Raw genomic sequence first — 19,104 nt, 5'->3', positions numbered from 1 at the left:
GCCCGCGCCTTCTGGTTTTGATGTGACCGTTGTCATGCCGACAGACTAGAGTTAGATTCTAGTTCATGACAAGTAGCGTGCAGCGAGTACAAAGCGAGTTGGATCCCGCGCTGCGGGCCGTGGCTGATGCGGTCGAGGGTGCGGGGCTCCCGCCGATGATCGACCTCACGCCGATTGAGGCGCGCGGACGGATCCGCGGGGCATTGCCTATGTGTGCACCCGGACCCGAGATGTCCGCCGTCGACTCGCATGCCATCGGAGACAAGGTATCGGTCCGGATCTACCGCCCGTTGGCGGTGAAGGCGTCGGGCACTGTTGTGCACCTCCATGGCGGAGGATGGGTGACCGGGGATTTCGACTACGCCGATGCCACCTGTCGACTGTTGGCCGACACCGCCGGCGTTCCGGTGGTGAGCGTGGATTATCGACTGGCGCCGGAACATCAGTTTCCAGCTGGTGTCGACGACGCGTCGGCAGTCCTGCGTTGGGTTGCCGCCGGATCCGAAGGGCTTGATCCGCGGATTGTCGTCACCGGAGACAGTGCGGGCGGAAACCTTGCGGCGGTCTGCGCACAGACGATGCGTTCCGACAGCGAAGTCTGCGTGGTGGGTCAGGTACTCATCTATCCAGTCGTCGACGCCGATCTGACGCGAGACTCGTATGTCGCTAACTCGGGTGTGTTCCTCGGCTCGAAGGAAATGCAGTGGTTCTTTGATCATTACTGCCCCGATGCTGCGGATCGGAATTCTCCAAGCCTGGCGCCGATTCGCGCGGCAGACCTTGCCGGACTGCCGCCTGCGATTGTGGTTGTGGGTGGTCATGATCCGTTGCTCGACGAGGGCTTGGAGTACGCGGAGCGATTGGCTGCGGCTGGTGTGGCTGTGGAACTGCTGCACTACCCGACGCTCCCGCACGGTTTCCTTCAGTTCACGGCCGTCTCCGCCGATGCCCGGGAGGCTGCCGCCGCGGTGGCGTCCGCTACTGCACGACTGTTCAAAAATGCTGGCCTACAGACTGATTCGATCGAAGGAGTTGCTCGTGCATGATCTCGTGATTCGAGGCGGGCTCGTTGTCGACGGGACCGGTGCGGTGCCGAGACAAGCGGATGTGGCCGTCGACGGCGGCCGTATCACGTCGGTGGGCGAGGTATCCGAGCCCGGACGCCGTGAGGTCGACGCAGCGGGCATGCTCGTGACGCCCGGCTTTGTCGATATTCACACCCACTACGACGGTCAGGTCACATGGGACGCGCTGCTGACGCCGTCGTCGCTGCACGGGGTTACGACAGTGGTGATGGGGAACTGCGGTGTGGGATTTGCACCGGTCAAACCGGAACAACGTGACTGGCTTATCAGCCTGATGGAGGGTGTGGAGGACATCCCCGGAAGCGTGCTGGCCGAGGGGATGACGTGGAACTGGGAGTCGTTCCCCGACTACCTCGACGCGATCGACACCCCGCACGCCATCGACTTTGCTGCCCAACTTCCGCACGGCGCCCTTCGTACGTATGTGATGGGGGAGCGGGGCGGCGATCACCTTGTTCGGCCGACCAACGACGAGATCGATCGGATGCGTGACCTCGTGGCCGAAGCTGTCGAGGCAGGCGCACTCGGCTGGTCAACCTCGCGAACCGCGGTGCATAAGACGTCGGACGGTGAACCGACGCCGAGCCTCACGGCGTCGCGGGAGGAACTGATCGGCCTTGCCCGCGGGCTGGCCAAGGCCGGTGCCGGTGTCGTCGACTTCATCTCCGACTTCATGGAAGAACCCGCGGAGATGACATTGGTGAGCGAGATCGTCGAGGCGGCGCAACGGCCCATGTCGGTCTCGATCGTGCAGAGTGACCGTGCACCGGACAAATGGCGTGAGCTGTTGGATGGATTGGCGGAAGTGTCTGCACAACAGGATATTCCGATCACAAGTCAAATTGCACCGCGAGCAGTCGGGATAATGCTCGGCTGGGAGTTGAGTTGGCATCCCTTCATGGCGCATCCCAGCTACAGTGCGTTGGCGGACCTTCCGCGAGAAGAGCGCGTGAAGCAGTTGCGTCGGCCCGAGGTCAAGGCAGCTCTACTGGCTGATCGGCCCGTGACGGACAGTGACTTCGTCTCGAGGCTGTCGACGCAATTCGAGCACGTCTACCTGCTCGGTGATCCTCCCAATTACGAACCGGGACCGGGCGATTCCGTCGCCGCGCTGGCGGAACGTTGTGGCGTCTCGGCCGTCGAAGTTGCCTACGACGCGATGATGGCCCAGGACGGCCGCGCCTTGCTGTATTTCCCGATGCTCAACTACGCCGGCGGAAACCTCGACGCTGTCCGGGAGATGCTTGCCCGGCCCGATACGGTACCGGCACTCGGCGACGGCGGCGCCCATTGCGGTGCGATCTGCGACGCGAGCTTCCCGACGACTCTGCTCACCCACTGGGGTCGTGACCATCGGAACAGTGAGTCTCTGTTTCCGGTCGAGTGGTTGATCAAGCGGCATACTGTCGATACTGCCGCAGTGGTGGGGCTGCTCGATCGGGGTCAGGTGCGGCCCGGGTACCGAGCGGATCTCAATGTGATCGACTTCGATCGGCTCCAGGCTGACCATCCGGAAGTGTTGTACGACTTGCCAACTGGTGGCCGTCGTCTGATGCAGACTGCAACCGGTTATGTTGCGACGGTGGTGGCGGGTGAGGTCGTCTTCGAGGAAGGCCAGCACACCGGCGCTTTACCGGGACGGCTTGTGCGTGGCGCCAAGACAGCTCCCGAACCAGCCGTGTCGTGACATGCATTCCCACCGTTCACATTCTCAGCGAAAGTAGAACTATATGAAGCGTTGTTCACTCACCCGAGTCGCTACTGCGCTCATCGCATTGACGACGGTGACAGCACTGGTGGCAGGGTGCGCCGGAAGTGGATCGACTTCCGAGACTGACGCATCGGACGTGACGACAGGACTCGTCGGCAATCAGGAAAGCGGTGGCGACCCGCAATCGGGAGGAACGCTGTCTTTCGCGACGTACAACGGCGTCAGCAGCCTCGATCCGGCTGACCGGCAGGACGGCGGAGCGACCGGGGGCAACGAGATGGCTGCAATCTACGACCTACTCATGCGGTACAACCCGGAGTCCAAAGCGTTCGATCCGCAGCTCGCGAAGTCACTGGAAGCCAACGGCGACAACACAGTCTGGACTTTGAAGCTGCGTGACAACGCCAAATTCAGCGACGGTTCCCCGGTGGACGGCGGTGCGGTGGTCTGGAGTATCAACCACTACCTGGAGAAGAAGGGCACACACACGCAGGTCTGGAAGGCGAGCGTTGCCGACGTTCAGTCGCCTGATCCGTCGACGGTCGTGTTCACGCTGAAGCAGGCATGGAACGAGTTCCCGATCATGTTCACCACCGGTCCCGGAATGATCGTCGCGCCGTCTTCGATGGCTACGGGAACCTTCACCCCGATCGGCGCCGGCCCGTTTCAGGTCGAGAAGTTCGCTTCGCAAGACGAATTAGTGCTTGCCGCCAGCCCAACCTACTGGAACGGCAAGCCGAATCTGGACAAGCTGCGTTTTCCCGCGATCGTCAGTGAGCAGGCCAAGGTGGATGCTCTCCATGCCGGCGGAATTCAGGCCGCCTATCTCCGTGGTGCCGACGCAGTCCACAACGCGCTCAGCGCCGGCGACGTGGGGTATGTCTACACGGTCAATATGGGTGGCGTCGGCAACATCAATCAGCGTGAGGGACGGGCAGGCGCCGACGTACGGGTTCGCAAAGCGATTGTGGCAGCGTTCAATCCCGATACTTTCAACGAGCGGGTGGAGGACGGCTACGGAATGCCCGGCAGCGACATGTTCGCTTCGTGGTCGCAGTGGCATGGATCTGTGGCCGGCAACGGCTATGACCCGGAGGCAGCCAAGCGGTACCTCGGTGAGGCGAAGGCGGACGGATACGATGGCAAACTCACCTACGTGGGCCTGAATGATCCGGCTGCTCAGAGGAGTGCGTTGGCGTTCCAAGCAATGCTGCAGGCCGTCGGTTTCACCGTCGAGATCGTCTATGCCACCAGTATCAACGACCTCGTGAAGGCTATGTACGCCAAGCATGACTACGACATCGGATATGCGGGATTCAACATCCTCGACGAGTCGCCCTTCGTTCGCATGTACGGAAACCTCTACAGTGAATCGTCCTCGAATGTACTGGGCTACAAGAATGCGACGATGGATTCGCTGTTGGCCAAGCTGCAGAGCGCTGCATCAGACGACGACCGTAAGAAGGTTGTCGAGGAGATTCAGGCCCTGGTCAACGAGACGGCTCCGATGGTGACCGTCAACACCGGCAAGTACTTCATTCCGTGGAGCAAGAACGTCCACGGGATCACACCCAGCGCGGACGGCATCATGCTGTTCGGAAATGCTTGGATGGCTCCGGATTCCGCATCCTAGTCCGGTAGTGAACTGCCGCAGATAGCCGCAACGGCGGGGTCGTGAAGACCCCGCCGTTACTGGTTTTCCGCGCAGAATTGAGTGCCGCCGCTACTGCGTGGCAGCGCCCATTTTCCGGAAGTGGTCGAGCATCGTTGCCATGGCATCGGGTGCAAAGTTGCCCGGCCGGAAGGTAATTCGGCTGAACCGGCCCGAGTACGCGAACACGCCGCGGCGCAGATGCAGATCCCACGAAATCGGCGAGCGGCGCATTGCTCCCACATAGAGACCGCTGAAGGGAACCAGCCAAGACAATTGGACGAACTGGATGTCGGTTCGCACGCACTCGCCGTCGACGAAAATGCTTGCCAGCCAACGTGCTTTGCCCGGGGCATCGACAGTCACGCGGATTCGCTGAGTTCCGTCGCGCAGCGGCACCGGTTCGGCCGCGATCATCCGTCCCCACGCATTCTGAACGAGATGCAGTTGCCCGGCCTCGATGTAGAGCATGTAGCCGCTCTCCTGGCCTCCATGGGCCAGCAGTACGCCTTCGTCGGCCGTGGTGAAATCGGTGAGCTCTACCTCGAATTCAAATGATCGTCCGTCGATCAGCTGGCTCGCGCGGAATCGCTCGAGCGTCGGGGTTTCGGGGAGCAAGACCACATCCGTTGCGAAGCGCTCATCGAGCGGATCCCGCTGGAACCAATGCAAAGGACTGCCATTCGCCATCGGAAACACCTGATTGCGTTCCGCAGCATCGCGCCACGCAGCGATCAGTTCTTCGACCCGCTCCGGGTTCTCGGCGGCGAGATTGTTGAGCTGATTGAAGTCCTCGGCAGTCTCGAACAGTTCCCAGCGATCCTGATCGAACGGGGTCATCGGAGTGCGTTGCGCGACAGCTTCCCAATCGCCGGCGTAGTAGGCGCGTTCGCCCAGGCACTCGTAGTACTGCTCGGTGTGATTGCTGACGGCGTCGCCGCGGCGCAGCAGCTCCGCCATGCTTGTGCCGTCGAGGGGACGAGCGGCAAGACCGTGGCGCTCGGTGGACACCGGCAGGCCGATGAGGTCCATCAGCGTCGGCGCGAGGTCCGTGACGTGGGCGTATTGGTGTCTGATCGCCCCGGCAGAGTCCGGCAGTCCGGCAGGCCAGGACATCAGGAAGGACACTTGGTGTCCACCGCGATAGGTGCTGAACTTGTGGCGGCGGAACGGGGTGTTGGACACGGTCGCCCAGCCAGTTGCATATTGCGGCCAGCTTGTGGGGCCGCCGATCTCGTCGATCCGAGGCAACTGCTCCGCGATTCGATCAGCATTGCTCACGACGCGCGAGCGATCGAGATTGGCGAGGTGATTGAAGGCGCCGACGTCGTGGCCGCCGCCGCCGGAGGCGCCGTTATCACTCAGGAAGACGAAGATCGTGTTCTCGAGTTTGCCGAGTCGATCCAGAACGTCACGGAGCTTTCCGACGCTCTCGTCGATAGTGCCGACCATCGCTGCGAAGCCTTCCATGTGGCGCGCGGCGAGAGCTTTTCCGTCGTCGGAGAGTTCGTCCCAGGCGGGGACGTCGTAACCGGCCTCTTCGCTTCGGGGCGAGAGATCGGTTCCGGGAGGAACAACCCCCAGGGCTTTCTGACGTTCCAGGCGGGCTTCGCGGATCGCATCCCAACCCTGGGCGTACTTCCCCCGGAAGCGGTCCATGTCTGCAGGTTTCACGTGCATCGGTGTGTGAACCGCAGCGTGCGCGAAGTACATCATGAACGGCTTCGACGGATCCGCCGCCTGCGTATCGGCAATCATCTGAAGGGCGCGGTCCGTCAGATCGTCGGTGAGGTAGTAGCCCTCCGGGTACTGGTCGACGTGGACCGGGTTGTTGCCCTCGTACAGCTGATGTGGGAAGTGAAGATTGGACTGTGCTTCCAGGAATCCGTAGTACTGGTCGAAGCCCCGCTGCAGCGGCCACGAATGGCGGTTGCCCGCGGAATGCATGTCGGATTCCCGGCACAAGTGCCATTTTCCGATTGCCATTGTGGAGTAGCCGTTGTCGCGAAGCATCTCCGCGATGGTGGGCTGATTGGCCGGGAGTTCGGCAGCGTAACCGGGGAAACCGTCGTCGACGTTGGCGACGGCGCCCATACCGACGGCGTGCGAGTTGCATCCGGTCAGCAGGGAGGCCCGTGTCGGGGAGCACGTCGGTGTCACGTGAAAGTCGGTCATGCGGACGCCTTCACCGGCAACTGCGTCCAGGTGAGGGGTCGGAATTTCCGATCCGAACGCTCCGATGTCCGAGTAGCCCATGTCGTCGACGAGCATCACGATGACGTTCGGTGCGCCGGCCGGGGGCGTCGGATTCTGAGGCCACGACGGTTGGGAGCTTGCGATTGATTCGGTGATGATCCCGGCGAACTCGGGACTATTCGATAGTGCTGCCATTCTCGAGACTGTAGAGACCACGGGTCACCGAGTCAGGTCTGAATTCCGTTCATCGAGACCGAAAACATGGTTGAGCTATCCGCCCAGAATCACCGTCAACACGATTGCACCGACGCACGATACGGTGACGATAAGTATCGCAATCAGGTCAGCACGCCGCGGTCGTTTGGGATACGCGGCAATCAAACCGGTACCGCCGCGGGCAGAGATTGCCTCACCCATTTCAGCGGACCGGCGGATTGCCACCGACATCGTGGTGGTGATCAGGTCGATGATCGTGTTGTCGGAAGCACTGTGCACCACACCCTTCGGTCGAAGGCGCCGCGCAGCAGCGAGTGTGAGCATCTCCTCGATCAGGAGGGGGAGTGATCGGATGCAGAGGGCTGCCGCGATTGCCCACTCGTCCACGGGGATTCGCAGGAATCGCAGTGGTCGGCCGAGCGTTGCGAGTGCGGGCGCGACATCGCTCATGGACGTAGTCAACGCCAACATCAGTGAGGCGCAAAGTAATACGATGCCGAAAGTGATGGCTCGGAGATACAGATAGACGGCGTCGAGTCCGATCGGAAGGTTGACCAGCGCGCCGCCCAGCAACAGCAACCAAAACCACCACGGTGGCCGCGGGAATGCGGTCACGGGAACTCGGCCGATGATCGCGGTGACGAGAAGCAGTCCGACGATCACTGCAATGGACGGCCACGACGGTGCGATCACCAAGACGAGGCTGATGAGAACAACGGCGATGATCTTCGTTCCCGCCCACAACCGGTGAATCGGCGACGTGGTGGGTACTTCACGCAGGAGAGTGGTCATCGCTGTGCCTCTTCCAGGCTGGCGGGGTTTTCGGCAAGAATGCCGTCGGCAAGGTGAATTGTTCTGCTGCACACGGCGTCCATACCGTCGACGTCATGTGAGATCACGACAATGGCCGTGCCGTTGCGCCGGATCCAGGAAAGGACGTTCATGATGGCCGCTCTGCCCGGCGGGTCGAGTCCGGCCAGGGGCTCGTCGAGAATGAGCAATCGGGGTTGGCGGACAAGGAGTCCGGCCAGTACCAGCCGACGCATTTGTCCGCCGCTGAGTTGGTCGATACTGCGGCCCGCGAGGTTTCGATCGAGGCCGACGGCGTCGAGAGCCCAGGACACCTGGGTGGTTCCGATTTCGGGTCCGCCCGCGGCTTCGATGTCTTCGGCGACGGTGCGGCGTTGGAGTTGTAGTCTCGAATGTTGGAAGGTCAGTCCCACCGAGCCGACTTCCTTCGCAATGGGTTTGCCGTCGAACAGTGCGGTGCCGGCAGTAGGAACCGTCAACCCGGCCATGATCCATGCCAGTGTCGATTTGCCGGAACCGTTGCCGCCCAAGACGAGTAGGCCGTCACCGGCACCGATAGTGAGGTCTACATCGGACAGCGCAGTCCGAGACCACGGTGTCCGATTGTTGTAGGTGTGCGAGAGATTGCTGATCTCGAGAAGCGGCCGGGTGCTGTGTGGCCAAGGGGCCGAGGGCAATGTCGGTCCGGCGCCGAGCATCCAGTTCGGTTGATGCTCGATCTGACGTCCGCCTTGGAGCTGAATGACGCGGTCGGCTCGGCGCGTATCGGCCTGATGATGGGTGACCAGAACGACCGCCATGTCATGGCGCCGCGGGAGTGTGGCCAGCAGTTCCACCAGTTCTTCGCGGCCGGCGCGGTCGACCATCGCGGTAGCTTCGTCGGCGATGAGCAACGCAGGTTTGCGTGCGAGGGCGGCGGCAACAGCCAGACGCTGCATCTCGCCTCCCGACAGTGACGACGTTTCACGCATCGCCATCCCGCCTAACCCGACCTCGGTCAGCAGTGCCTCGACGTCGGGAAGATGGTCGGGTTGCAAGCCCCACACCACGTCGTCAGCCACCCGGGTGCCGAGGATCTGACTCTCGGGCCGTTGCAGGACAACGGCTGTTCCACCGGTGCGCCCGAGTCCCGCCGCTCCCGGTCGCACCACAATGCCGGTCGACGGCGCTCGTCCGGCAAGCAACCGGGTCAGGGTGGATTTACCGGAACCGTTGTGGCCGACGATGGCGATGAATTCGCCGCGGTCGATCGTGAAGTTGATGTCGGTCAGGGATGCGGAGTGAGCCCCGGGGTACGTGAAACCGACGTGTTCGAGAGCGAGCGGCAAGGGGCTGATCGGTCGAGTATCGAGGGCTGTTTCCAGTTGATCCTCGGTCGGAATGGCCGCCAAACGATCGAGAACCGCGCCGAGTACGAAGTACGACACAACAGTGGTGAAGACGATGCCCAGCGTGGCAGACGCGGCAATCCACACCCACCAGTAGTCGATGATCGACCCGACACTGTTTTCGATCCACTCGGCCGCGCCGATGAACGGTGGCCAACGCTTCAGGATTGCCGCGACGCCCCGTGCTGTGTAGTCCAACGAGTTCAGGATCAGATTTCGCAACGGCGAGAGAATCAGCAGCAGAACTATCGAGAACAAGGCAATAAGTGGGCCGACGACAAACGACGCCAGTAATGCGGAGGCGAACCCGCGTCCGCGGCGTTTGACGTTGCCGATGATGCCGCCGATCAGGACACACAGTGCGACTGCCGACGCCGATCCCGAACCGGCTGCGACAAACGCCACGACCGTCGCCGATATGCCGGAGGCAACTACAGCACGAAGCCGGAATCTCTGGGCAACGATTCCCATCGGCACCGCGGCAACAAAGTGAAGCGCACTAGCGAGTGGGATTACCGTTGCGATGACCGACAGGGCGACGGTGAATCCCGCCATCACGGCACCGGTCGCCAACTCGAGTGGACGTAGGTTACCGGTGGTACGGACTTCGGGGCGGCTGCTCACCGACTCCAGTGTGCCAGTTGTATCGAAATTGCTGAGTTGTCGAAACTGCGCGGTGATGAAACTCCCGTCCCACTGATGGTGAGACGATCTGCCCGGTTGCGTAGGCTTCGCCTTACAACTATGCATCGGATGGAGCGTGGAAGACGTGAGTGCAGCACCCATCAGGGTCGGGGTTCTGGGAGCCAGGGGCAAGGTCGGCCAGGCGATCTGCGCAGCAGTGGAAGCCGCTGCTGATCTCGAATTGGTCGCGCAGGTCGATACCGGCGATCGCATCGAAACGTTTGTCGATACCCGCACTCAGGTCGTGGTTGATTTCACGCACCCGGACGTTGTGATGGGAAACCTCGAGTTTCTCGTAGCCAACAGGATTCATGCTGTGGTCGGCACCACAGGATTCGACGACGCACGTCTGGGCACAGTTCAATCTTGGCTCGACGCGCAGCCTGCTGCCGGTGTGCTGATCGCTCCCAACTTCGCGATCGGCGCAGTGCTGATGATGCGCTTCTCGGCGGCAGCGGCGCGGTTCTTCGATTCCGTCGAGGTCATCGAACTTCATCACCCCAACAAGGCTGACGCTCCGTCCGGTACCGCATTCCGGACCGCTGCGATGATCGCCGCGGCCCGCGCCGAAGCCGGTGTCGGAGCCAGTCCCGATGCCACGACCGTCGAACTCGAGGGTGCCCGCGGTGCCGACGTCGACGGCGTTCGCGTGCATTCGGTTCGTATGGCCGGCATGGTTGCGCATCAGGAAGTGATCCTGGGTACGCAGGGCGAGACACTCACCATCCGCCACGACTCCATCGACCGAAACTCGTTTGCCCCGGGCGTCCTACTCGGTGTTCGTCAGATCGCGGCCCACCCGGGTCTGACGGTCGGTATCGATTCATTCCTGGACCTGTGAGTACTACATCGATGAGCAGCAAATCAGTGAACAACAAGACCACTCGCACGCTCATCCTGATCACAGCGATCTGTCTTGCGCTCGGCGTGTACTTCGTGCTGCTCGGTCAACGCGGAATCACACTGATTCAGCAGGGAGGCGTTGTGCCCATCGGCCTGGGAATCGGCGTGATGATCCTGCCGTTCCTGGGATTGTGGCTGGTGATTTCAACGCTGCGCGCCGGTTTCACCCATCAGCGTCTGGCTCAGCAGATTGTCGACGAAGGCTTGGCCGTCGACGCGTCGTCGCTCCCCAAGTTGCCTTCGGGCCGCATCGAGCGCGCTGCTGCCGACGAGTTGTTCGCGAAGGTCAAGGTCGATTGGGAAGCTGATCCCGACAACTGGAAGCAGAACTTCCGCCTTGCTCGCGCCTACGACTATGCCGGTGACCGCAGTCGCGCCCGCGAAACCATGCGTCGGGCAGTAGAATTGGAGCGCCGCGAGCGCGGCAGGTAGGCCCGCCGCGAACGCGGTAATCAACCTCGCAGGCTACTCCGGAATCGTGTAGGGCGAAGCCGGATCCGGAGTAGTGGGGTCGAAGGGTGGCGGGTTGTCCGGGTCGAAGCTTGTAGGCGGCACCGAGCACGTTGCTCCCACCTCGGGGTACGTCGTGGGGTTGAGTCGCAACGCCGAGATGAAGTGGTCGATCCGAGGATCGTCTGATTTATCGAGCTTCAACTGATGGCCCCACGACTGCAATGATATCGGGGCGTCGAGCGTCGGATACGGGGACATCAGTGTGTAGCCGACTCCGCTGACGCGTTGCGCGAGCCGCTCGACGTCCTGGTCCGACACCAAGTCCGGGTTGTAGGTAATCCACACGGCACCGTGTTCGAGTGAGTGAACAGCATTCTCGGTTCGAATCGCTTGGGGGTACACAATTCCCGTGCACTTTGCCCACACCGAGTCGTGCTGACCACCGAATGGTGGTGAATATGTGTACGCCACACGCTCATTGGGGCCGACATGTAGCGCCGCCGGGTATTCGACAAACGTGACACCGTCGATAGTTTCCGACTGATCGGGGTTCTCGCGGCTCGGTACAAACCGATCCGGAACGGGCGTACCCTGGATCGGCTGCGCGCAACCAGACATGCCGACTACTGCAGCTACAGCGATGATTGCCCGAATTCGTGTGTTCACTCCGCGATGATAGCGGCAGTCAGGAGCCAGTCGAACCGGTCGATCCCAGCGAACCGAGCGATCCGGATGGGCTGCCGGATTCCGCGATCTCGGTTGCTCCCCGCAGGATTCGCAGTGGAGGCATCGGTCCTCCGCGGGTTTCGGAGCCGCTGACCAGATCGCCGTCGTCGTTGAACGTGATTGCCTCACCTTGCGGTTCGTTGGGAAGGGGAACTCGGATTGCTCTGGTGGTCAACGCTTTCACGACGTCGCCGTCCGGTGCGAGATATAGATACACATCCGTGTAGGTCCGCAATGCGACTACTGTTCCGTCCTTGCTGACCGCGCCGCCGGTGACGGCCATCGTTCCTGCGCCGGTGACTGGCCCACCCGGTGTGAGGGTCGGGGTGAACTGAAGGTGCCCCACCTTGCTCAGCGGTGTGGGGACCGAAGTACCGAGGTTGTGAACGCTGGTCCGGTCGGCGGGTGTGTATACGTAACTCGCGCCCAAGTAGTCCTTGGTCACGATGACCGGCAATCCGTCGTTCTGGATCAGCAGGGCCTCGGCGTCGTGGGCTCCGTCGGGATAAGCAAGCGGGTGAGCGGTGGCTGTTCCGCCGTCGGGATCGAATCCGATCAGTGAAACTGACGAGCGAACCTTGTTGTTGTCCCCGATGTCGGCGAGCCACAGGGACCCGTCGGCGGTTGCATCTAGATCTTCGACGTCGACGGTAGGCGTACCGACGGGCATCCATCGAGTGACCTGGCAGTTCGTGTCGAGTTCGGCTATTTGGTCGTCCGCACCGCTGTCGCCGATTGCGTACATTCGAGCATCCGACACAGCCAGTCCGGAGAGTTCGGCCAGTCCCGGATCGGTGGGGGTGCAGAGGACGTCGAAACTCGTGGTGGCCGCTTGCGCCGCAGTGGTGAGACCGCCCAGAGCGATCGTCATTGCGGATGCAACGGCGACAGTCGTCACGGTGCGGACTGTTCGTCGTTTCGATGTCACTGCGTGTTCCTCCGTTGGGGGAAGTCGATTGCTGCCGCTGTGAGAGGCAACAGTGTCGGACTAGATGCAGTGTCAGACTAATTGTGCAATCGGGACTTCGGTGGAGAATGCCGGACAAAGGTGACGGGACACCGGTTTTGTCAGACAGTCACTGCCGCTCGGTGCGATGTGACAGCCGCAAGGATCTCACCCGATCGGATTGCGATGTTGGACAGCAATGACGATGTGAGCCCGTGTGATTGCTCAGTACCGCCTTGGAGAAATATCGAGCCGCCGCATTCCTGGTTGGTGATCAATCGATAGTCGCGGGTAACCGAAGGACCATTTTTGTCGAAATCGGTTCTGTTGCAGAGTGGTCCGAGGATGGATGGCAGGTCCATAGGCTTGAAGCCCGTCGCATAGATGACGGCGTCATTGCGGAAAGTCTCAGTTAGTCCGGTAGGGCGGTGCTCGACGGTGACGTCCACTCCGGCGGCATCTTCGTGAATCTCGGAGATCGACGACGCTCCGTGGACGAACAGGCGCCGCGGGCCTTGTACGCGCTCGGCGTATTCCAGCGCGTACAGCTCTTCGATCAGTGGCAAGTCGACCGCCGAATAGTTGGTTCCGCGATGATATCTGAGCAGTTGTTCCCGAACATCCGGTGATGACGAGTAGAAATCGTCGACAGCGACGGGGTCGAATATGCGGTTGGCGTAGGGACTGTCGTCGGACGGGCTGTACCCGTACTTCCCGAACACGGCGTGCACCTCGGCCTGCGGGTACGTCGAATGGAGATACCGTGCCACTTCGGCAGCGCTCTGTCCCGCGCCGACGACAACAAAGGAATTGTTGAGGATGGGCGGTAGTTCCGCCAGTTCGAACAAGAGGTTGTGGTTGTGGAACTGGCGGTTGCTGGGGGAGACGCCGTCGGGCAGTGTGGCCGTCAACCCGCCGGCCATGACGATGTTGCGCGCCCGGAGCATCCCTTCCACCTTGCCATTGGTCGTGACCTCGAAATAGTCACCGGTGCTTCTGATCTCGACCACCCGAGTGCCGTAGTCGACTGCTGCGTCAACGGTGGCGGCCGCCCATTCCAGGTACTGGTGAAATTCGATCCGCGTGGGAAAGAACGTCTGGTAGTTCACGAAGTGACTCAATCGTTCGTGCTCGGCCAAGAAGTTGAGAAACGTGAAGCGACTAGTGGTGTTGCGTTGTGTGGCAAGGTCCTTCAGGAAGGAAACCTGCATGGTTGTGTCAGGAATCAGCATTCCGGGATGCCAGCCGAATGCCGGCTTCGATTCGACGAACCGAGCTGAAATATGGTCCTCGCGATCCCGTATCTCGTTGTACTCGCGAATGGCGATAGCGAGGCCCAGATTCGACGGTCCGAATCCGACTCCGATCACATCGATGACGTCGTCATCGTGCGGTGTCGAGTTCTGGTGATTCACAGTGTCACGGAAATGCATGATTTCCTCCTGATATTTCGTGGAAAAGTCAGTGAACCGTATTGTCCACCAAAGAAAATGAGATTTCGCGCGTGACGAGCGTCAGACGGCGATCGAACTCAAAGTATCAAAATTTGGCCACTCTGTGTCGCCTACGTGTCGAGATCGCTTTCAGTGACTCCGAATGCGGTGAGTACGGTTCGGAATTTCGTGCGTGTCTCACGCAATTCGGCCTCGGGATCGGACGACGCCACAATTCCTCCGCCCGCGTACGCACGAGCGGACATGCCGTCAGCGGCGATCTCGGCACATCGGATGGCCACCATCCACTCGCCGTCACCGGTCCGGTCGCACCAGCCGATCGCGCCCGCATAGAACCCGCGATCGGCTTCGGTCGCGGTGATGTGGTCGCGGGCGACATCGGTCGGTGTCCCGCAGATTGCCGGAGTGGGGTGCAATGCCAGGGCGAGTTCCAGCGCTGTCAGATTCGGATCGGCCAGCACTCCTTCGATTTTGGTTCCGAGGTGCCAGAGTTGTGGTGTGCGAAGCAGTTCCGGAGCTTTCGGCGCAGAATACGACCTGCACAGCGGTTCGAGAATCGCGCTGACCGAATCGACCACAAAAGCATGCTCGGTCAAGTCTTTTGCGGATGCCACCAGTTCGCGGGCATTCGTCTCATCCTGCTGTGGATCAGGGTGGCGCGCAATCGAACCGGCGAGCGGATGGCACGTTACGACATTTCCGCGTCGTTCGATCAGGACTTCGGGCGTCGAACCGACCAAAGATCGTCCGCGATATTTTCCGCCGGCCGGAGAGAGGTCAACGCAGAATCCGTTGTGCGATTGATCGAGTTCGATTAATCGGCTTGCCAGTGCGGTGGGTGAGATCGGTGATTCCGTCTCGATTGTCAGCGAGCGTGCGAGAACCACTTTGTGTAGTTCTCCGGCTTGCAATCGGGTGATGGCGCCGCGAACTCGGTCGGTGTGCGCGCGGGGTTTCGGTTCGAGATCGGTGACCCGGGCAGGTGGAAGATCAACGCCGTATGAGTGATGTAGATCACCTCTGACTCGGGTGAAACTCAGCGGCGCGATGAGTGCACAGGGGGTTGTCGAGGTGAACGGAATGGCGCCCACGACCGAGTCGATGCGCCCGGTTTTGAGGGCTTCGATGGCGTCGAAAGCCGAGTCGAATTCCTCGACCACGCCTGACGTTCGTACCGACGTTTGCCTACGTGAGAGCAAGAAAACCGAATCCGTACCGGTGTCAGATCGGTTGGTGTGCAACGGGTATTCGGCGACTTCGGCGACTGCGAACATGGACACCTTTCCAGGTTGATCGAGACACTTACTGTGTTGAGGCTAGCCTTAGTTGGCTGAAAATTGTGTTGCAGGTTTTGATGTTGTGTACTTGCGTACCAATGTGGTTAGGCTGTCCAAAGTCGCTACGGTTGTGTGAGGTCGAAATGAGGTTGATGCGACCCGCGCCGAGCGTGTCGATCACTACTTCGAGGAGATCAATGAGCAGCACCGTAGACCGCGACCGGATCGTGCGCGACGTCGCCGAGGTTCTGTCGATGAGGGCAGAACAACTCGGCGGCGACGCGGATCTCGGGGATGAAGGACTGGACTCGGTCCGCCTCATGACGCTCGTCGAACGCTGGCGGGCAGACGGGGCGGATGCAGATTTTGCAGAGTTGGCAGAAGAGCAGACGATCAATGCCTGGGCATCGGTTCTGTGCCCCCGCTGAGTCAGCACACTAGGGTTGCAGTTGTCACGGGCGCCGCCGCGGGTATCGGCGCCGCGGTGGCCCGGACGCTGGCCTCGGACGGCTACTCTCTGGCACTGCTCGATCGTGACGGTGTTGAACTCGGCAGTGTCGCAGCTGAATTGGCTGCATCGTTCGACGGTGAGATCGTCACCTACGTCGTCGATGTGACTGATCGAGACGGCGTCGACACGGCGATCGAGTCGGTCGTCGAACGATTCGGAACAATCGATGCTCTGGCGCACGTGGCCGGGGTGCTCGATACGGGCTCGGTACTCGATTCGGATCCGTCAGTGTGGCGCAACATCTTCGACGTCAACGTCTTCGGATTGCTCAATGTCCTGCAGAGCGTCGGACGAGAGATGCGTACGCGTCGGTCGGGTTCGATAGTCGTCGTCTCGTCCAACGCTGCGGGGGTTCCCCGAATCGGTATGGGTGCCTACGGATCTTCCAAAGCGGGCGCAACAATGCTGGTCCGTACTGCCGGACTCGAACTTGCCGGCGACGGAATCAGGGTCAACGTCGTAGCTCCCGGGTCCACAGACACCGCCATGCAGCGTTCACTCTGGGTCGATCCTTCGGACGCCGCGGGTGCCGAGGCCGTGATCGAAGGTAACCTCGCTGCGTATCGCCTGGGAATTCCGTTGGGCAAGCTAGCAACTGCAGCTGATATCGCCGACTCCGTGCACTTCTTGTTGTCCGATCGGGCAGCGCACATCACCATGCAGGCGCTGTATGTAGACGGCGGCGCCACGCTCAAAGCATGAGAAACATCCGTCGAATCTTCGAAGAGGAGTCTCCGCATGACTACGAGGATCGCCCGCGAGCCCTTGGCTCCGGTAGCGCAGTATCCGCCCGAGTTGGTGAAACATTATCGTGAGCAGGGCTATTGGACGGACGATACGCTCGCCGGGTTTTTGACCGCCGCATCTGCACGTTTTCCCGACAACGACGCTGTTGTGGGCCGTGACGGGGACGGCGCCGATGTACGCCTGACCTATTCCGATCTCGACCGGCGAAGTTCGGCCGTCGCCGGCGGTTTGTCAGCACTGGGCATCGTTCCCGGTGACCGGGTCCTGTTGCAATTGCCGAACATCGTGGAGTACACCGAGGCGCTGTTCGCCGTGCTGAAGTTGGGTGCACTACCGGTCTTCGGGTTGCCCGCGCATCGGCGTACGGAAATCGGATACTTCTGCGAGTTCGCTGATGTCGCTGCGTATATCGTCGCTGATCGACATGGTGGGTTCGACTACCGAACACTCGCTCGCGAAGTGATCGAGACGCTCGAAGTGCCACCCATCGTGATCGTTGCCGGTGATGCCGAAGAGTTTGTCAGCTTCGGTTCGTTGAGGGAAAACGATGCGCTGGTACCGGCGTCAGTGGATCCTCTCTCGGTTGCGTTTCTTCAGCTTTCCGGCGGCACGACCGGTGTCTCGAAGCTGATTCCGCGAACTCATGCGGACTACCTGTATTCGGTGCGAGCGTCGAATCCCATCTGTGGTGTCGACGAGTCGACACGCATGTTGGTGGTTCTTCCGGCAGCACATAATTTTCCGATGAGTTCGCCCGGAATTCTGGGCGCACTTCATGCTGGCGGCACAATTGTTTTTGCCCCGGACGCCATGCCGTCTACCGCTTTCCGGCTGATTGAACAAGAACGCGTCACTCATGCGTCTTTGGTACCGCCTATCGCGCTGGGATGGATGGCAGCTCCCGGCAGATTGGATCATGACCTGTCGAGTTTGCGGGTTCTGGGCGTCGGAGGTGCGAAGTTCAGTGCGGAAGCCGCAGCTCGGGTCCGCACGGAACTGGGGTGCACGCTGCAGCAGGTGTTCGGAATGGCTGAAGGTTTGGTCAACTACACGCGGCTCGACGACAGCGATGACCTGATTGTCGGCACTCAGGGCCGGCCGATCTCATCCGATGACGAGGTGCGAGTTGTCGACGATGAAGGTGACGCTGTCGGACCCGGAATCACGGGACACCTGCTGACCCGGGGGCCGTACACAATTCGCGGGTACTACCGCGCGGACGCGCACAACTCCGAGGCATTTGATGCCGAAGGTTACTACCGCACCGGCGATCTCGTCAGTGTTACCGAGACCGGGCATCTGATTGTCGAGGGCCGCGCAAAAGACCAGATCAACCGCGGCGGCGAAAAAGTAGCCGCCGAGGAAATCGAAAACCACCTGCTCTCACACCCGGCGGTTCACGATGCGGCCGTCGTCGCAGTTCCCGACGAATACCTGGGGGAGCGCACGTGCGCCGTTCTGGTGATCTCGGGTGAAGCGCCGACAGTGGGAGACATCAAACGATATATCCGTGCGCGAGGCGTTGCGGCATACAAGGTTCCGGACCGCGTGGAATTCGTGACGGAGTTCCCCGTTACCGGAGTCGGTAAAACCAGCAAGGCGGCGCTACGCCGCGCAATCAGTGAATCGATAGCTGCTCAGATGTCCTGAGTTGTTCGATTCCACCTGACATCTCGAGGAGAATCTCATGGCTTTACCCACGGCAGTCCGATACTCGATGCCCACCGAGTTTCCCGAAAACCGCGTCGACTGGACTCTTGATCCCTCGCGCGCTGTGCTACTTCTGCACGATATGCAGGAATACTTCGTCGGCGCGTACGACCGGACAGCGGACCCACTCAGGACGGTGGTACCGAACATTGATCGTCTGCGTTCCGCAGCTCGCGCGGCCGGAATTCCGATTGTCTACACCGCGCAGCCGGGAGATCAGGATCCCGAGGAGCGCGCGCTGTTGTCGGATTTCTGGGGACCAGGTTTGAAAGCCGACCCCGCGCACACCGATGTGATCTCCGAACTGGCGCCGCACCCGGAAGACGTGATGCTCACGAAGTGGCGGTACAGCGCATTCATCAAGACGGACCTTCGGGAGCGACTGAGCGAGAGTGGTCGCGATCAGCTGATCATTACCGGCATCTACGCGCACATCGGTTGTCTGACTACCGCTTTGGACGGGTTTATGCAGGATGTTCAGATCTTCTTCGTGGGAGATGCAGTGGCGGACTTTTCGTTGGAAGAGCACGTCGGGGCTCTTGACTACGCCGCGGGACGTTGCGCTTCGGTCACCAGCACCGACGACCTGGTCAAGGCAATGAGTGCCGAGACCGTCCTGGCTTGAGCGAGAACGGC

Annotated in this window: 16 protein-coding genes; 9 read left to right on the top strand and 7 right to left on the bottom strand. The window is 61.1% G+C overall.

Annotated elements, in window-relative coordinates:
- Positions 1 to 65: 65 nt before the first annotated feature.
- The 3 genes from MTX36_RS05015 to MTX36_RS05005 are packed head-to-tail and all read left to right on the top strand — an operon-like array spanning position 66 to position 4,429.
- Positions 66 to 1,046 carry an alpha/beta hydrolase gene (locus tag MTX36_RS05015; RefSeq protein WP_243618614.1) on the top strand — a complete coding sequence of 327 codons (981 nt, stop codon included), beginning with the start codon at positions 66 to 68 and terminating at the stop codon, positions 1,044 to 1,046.
- Positions 1,039 to 2,772, top strand: a complete 1,734-nt coding sequence (locus tag MTX36_RS05010) for an amidohydrolase family protein (RefSeq protein WP_243618613.1) — start codon at positions 1,039 to 1,041, stop codon at positions 2,770 to 2,772. Before MTX36_RS05015 ends, MTX36_RS05010 begins: the two co-directional genes overlap by 8 nt.
- Before the next feature lie 43 nt (positions 2,773 to 2,815).
- Positions 2,816 to 4,429, top strand: coding sequence for an ABC transporter substrate-binding protein (locus MTX36_RS05005; RefSeq protein WP_243618612.1), 1,614 nt, complete (start codon positions 2,816 to 2,818; stop codon positions 4,427 to 4,429).
- Between the two features lie 90 nt (positions 4,430 to 4,519).
- Here MTX36_RS05005 and MTX36_RS05000 read toward each other — a convergent pair whose 3' ends face one another.
- The 3 genes from MTX36_RS05000 to MTX36_RS04990 form a co-directional block, all read right to left on the bottom strand.
- A complete protein-coding gene (locus tag MTX36_RS05000; RefSeq protein WP_243618611.1) occupies positions 4,520 to 6,838 on the bottom strand; it encodes a sulfatase-like hydrolase/transferase in 2,319 nt (772 codons plus the stop codon).
- A 75-nt stretch (positions 6,839 to 6,913) separates the two neighbouring features.
- Entirely contained in the window at positions 6,914 to 7,651 is a 738-nt protein-coding gene (locus tag MTX36_RS04995) for an energy-coupling factor transporter transmembrane protein EcfT (RefSeq protein ID WP_243618610.1), read from the bottom strand.
- Positions 7,648 to 9,681, bottom strand: a complete 2,034-nt coding sequence (locus MTX36_RS04990) for an ATP-binding cassette domain-containing protein (protein ID WP_243618609.1) — start codon at positions 9,679 to 9,681, stop codon at positions 7,648 to 7,650. The genes MTX36_RS04995 and MTX36_RS04990 overlap by 4 nt, the downstream gene beginning before the upstream one ends.
- A 145-nt stretch (positions 9,682 to 9,826) precedes the next feature.
- On the opposite strand from MTX36_RS04990, the gene dapB reads away from it, so the two are divergent.
- On the top strand, positions 9,827 to 10,582 hold the full coding sequence (gene dapB / locus MTX36_RS04985; protein ID WP_374230424.1) for a 4-hydroxy-tetrahydrodipicolinate reductase: 756 nt from the start codon (positions 9,827 to 9,829) through the stop codon (positions 10,580 to 10,582).
- Positions 10,583 to 10,593: 11 nt separating this feature from the next.
- On the top strand, positions 10,594 to 11,076 hold the full coding sequence (locus MTX36_RS04980) for a hypothetical protein (protein ID WP_243618607.1): 483 nt from the start codon (positions 10,594 to 10,596) through the stop codon (positions 11,074 to 11,076).
- 33 nt (positions 11,077 to 11,109) lie between these two features.
- On the opposite strand, the gene MTX36_RS04975 is transcribed toward MTX36_RS04980, so the two are convergent.
- The 4 genes from MTX36_RS04975 to MTX36_RS04960 all read right to left on the bottom strand — a co-directional run bounded on the left by MTX36_RS04975 (position 11,110) and on the right by MTX36_RS04960 (position 15,497).
- Positions 11,110 to 11,715: a DUF3105 domain-containing protein gene (locus MTX36_RS04975; protein WP_279394239.1), complete on the bottom strand. Its 606-nt coding sequence runs from the start codon at positions 11,713 to 11,715 to the stop codon at positions 11,110 to 11,112.
- Between the two features lie 67 nt (positions 11,716 to 11,782).
- Positions 11,783 to 12,751 carry a hypothetical protein gene (locus tag MTX36_RS04970; RefSeq protein ID WP_243618605.1) on the bottom strand — a complete coding sequence of 323 codons (969 nt, stop codon included), beginning with the start codon at positions 12,749 to 12,751 and terminating at the stop codon, positions 11,783 to 11,785.
- A 140-nt stretch (positions 12,752 to 12,891) separates the two neighbouring features.
- Entirely contained in the window at positions 12,892 to 14,202 is a 1,311-nt protein-coding gene (locus MTX36_RS04965) for a lysine N(6)-hydroxylase/L-ornithine N(5)-oxygenase family protein (protein WP_243618604.1), read from the bottom strand.
- A gap of 131 nt (positions 14,203 to 14,333) precedes the next feature.
- On the bottom strand, positions 14,334 to 15,497 hold the full coding sequence (locus tag MTX36_RS04960; RefSeq protein ID WP_243618654.1) for an isochorismate synthase MenF: 1,164 nt from the start codon (positions 15,495 to 15,497) through the stop codon (positions 14,334 to 14,336).
- 200 nt (positions 15,498 to 15,697) lie between these two features.
- Between MTX36_RS04960 and MTX36_RS04955 the strand changes: the two genes are divergently transcribed.
- Genes MTX36_RS04955 through MTX36_RS04940 form a run of 4 tightly spaced genes read left to right on the top strand, consistent with a single transcriptional unit; the run spans position 15,698 to position 19,093 of the window.
- Entirely contained in the window at positions 15,698 to 15,928 is a 231-nt protein-coding gene (locus MTX36_RS04955) for a phosphopantetheine-binding protein (protein ID WP_243618603.1), read from the top strand.
- Complete coding sequence (locus MTX36_RS04950) at positions 15,916 to 16,713, top strand: SDR family NAD(P)-dependent oxidoreductase (protein ID WP_243618602.1); 798 nt, start codon at positions 15,916 to 15,918, stop codon at positions 16,711 to 16,713. The genes MTX36_RS04955 and MTX36_RS04950 overlap by 13 nt, the downstream gene beginning before the upstream one ends.
- Positions 16,714 to 16,749: 36 nt before the next feature.
- Positions 16,750 to 18,408, top strand: a complete 1,659-nt coding sequence (locus MTX36_RS04945) for a (2,3-dihydroxybenzoyl)adenylate synthase (RefSeq protein WP_243618601.1) — start codon at positions 16,750 to 16,752, stop codon at positions 18,406 to 18,408.
- 37 nt (positions 18,409 to 18,445) lie between these two features.
- Positions 18,446 to 19,093: an isochorismatase family protein gene (locus MTX36_RS04940; RefSeq protein ID WP_243618600.1), complete on the top strand. Its 648-nt coding sequence runs from the start codon at positions 18,446 to 18,448 to the stop codon at positions 19,091 to 19,093.
- The last annotated feature ends 11 nt before the right edge of the window (positions 19,094 to 19,104 follow it).

It is taken from the genome of Rhodococcus sp. ARC_M6 (assembly GCF_022810305.1).
In the GTDB taxonomy this organism is placed as follows: domain Bacteria; phylum Actinomycetota; class Actinomycetes; order Mycobacteriales; family Mycobacteriaceae; genus Rhodococcus_F.
This window is presented reverse-complemented; position numbering and strand designations above follow the sequence as displayed.

Coding starts and splice junctions, on each gene's coding strand:
- MTX36_RS05015 (WP_243618614.1), top strand. CDS start 66: ATGACAAGTAGCGTGCAGCGAGTACAAAGCGAGTTGGATCCCGCGCTG.
- MTX36_RS05005 (WP_243618612.1), top strand. CDS start 2,816: ATGAAGCGTTGTTCACTCACCCGAGTCGCTACTGCGCTCATCGCATTG.
- MTX36_RS05000 (WP_243618611.1), bottom strand. CDS start 6,838: ATGGCAGCACTATCGAATAGTCCCGAGTTCGCCGGGATCATCACCGAA.
- MTX36_RS04995 (WP_243618610.1), bottom strand. CDS start 7,651: ATGACCACTCTCCTGCGTGAAGTACCCACCACGTCGCCGATTCACCGG.
- MTX36_RS04980 (WP_243618607.1), top strand. CDS start 10,594: ATGAGCAGCAAATCAGTGAACAACAAGACCACTCGCACGCTCATCCTG.
- MTX36_RS04975 (WP_279394239.1), bottom strand. CDS start 11,715: ATGTCTGGTTGCGCGCAGCCGATCCAGGGTACGCCCGTTCCGGATCGG.
- MTX36_RS04965 (WP_243618604.1), bottom strand. CDS start 14,202: ATGCATTTCCGTGACACTGTGAATCACCAGAACTCGACACCGCACGAT.
- MTX36_RS04960 (WP_243618654.1), bottom strand. CDS start 15,497: ATGTTCGCAGTCGCCGAAGTCGCCGAATACCCGTTGCACACCAACCGA.
- MTX36_RS04955 (WP_243618603.1), top strand. CDS start 15,698: ATGAGCAGCACCGTAGACCGCGACCGGATCGTGCGCGACGTCGCCGAG.
- MTX36_RS04945 (WP_243618601.1), top strand. CDS start 16,750: ATGACTACGAGGATCGCCCGCGAGCCCTTGGCTCCGGTAGCGCAGTAT.
- MTX36_RS04940 (WP_243618600.1), top strand. CDS start 18,446: ATGGCTTTACCCACGGCAGTCCGATACTCGATGCCCACCGAGTTTCCC.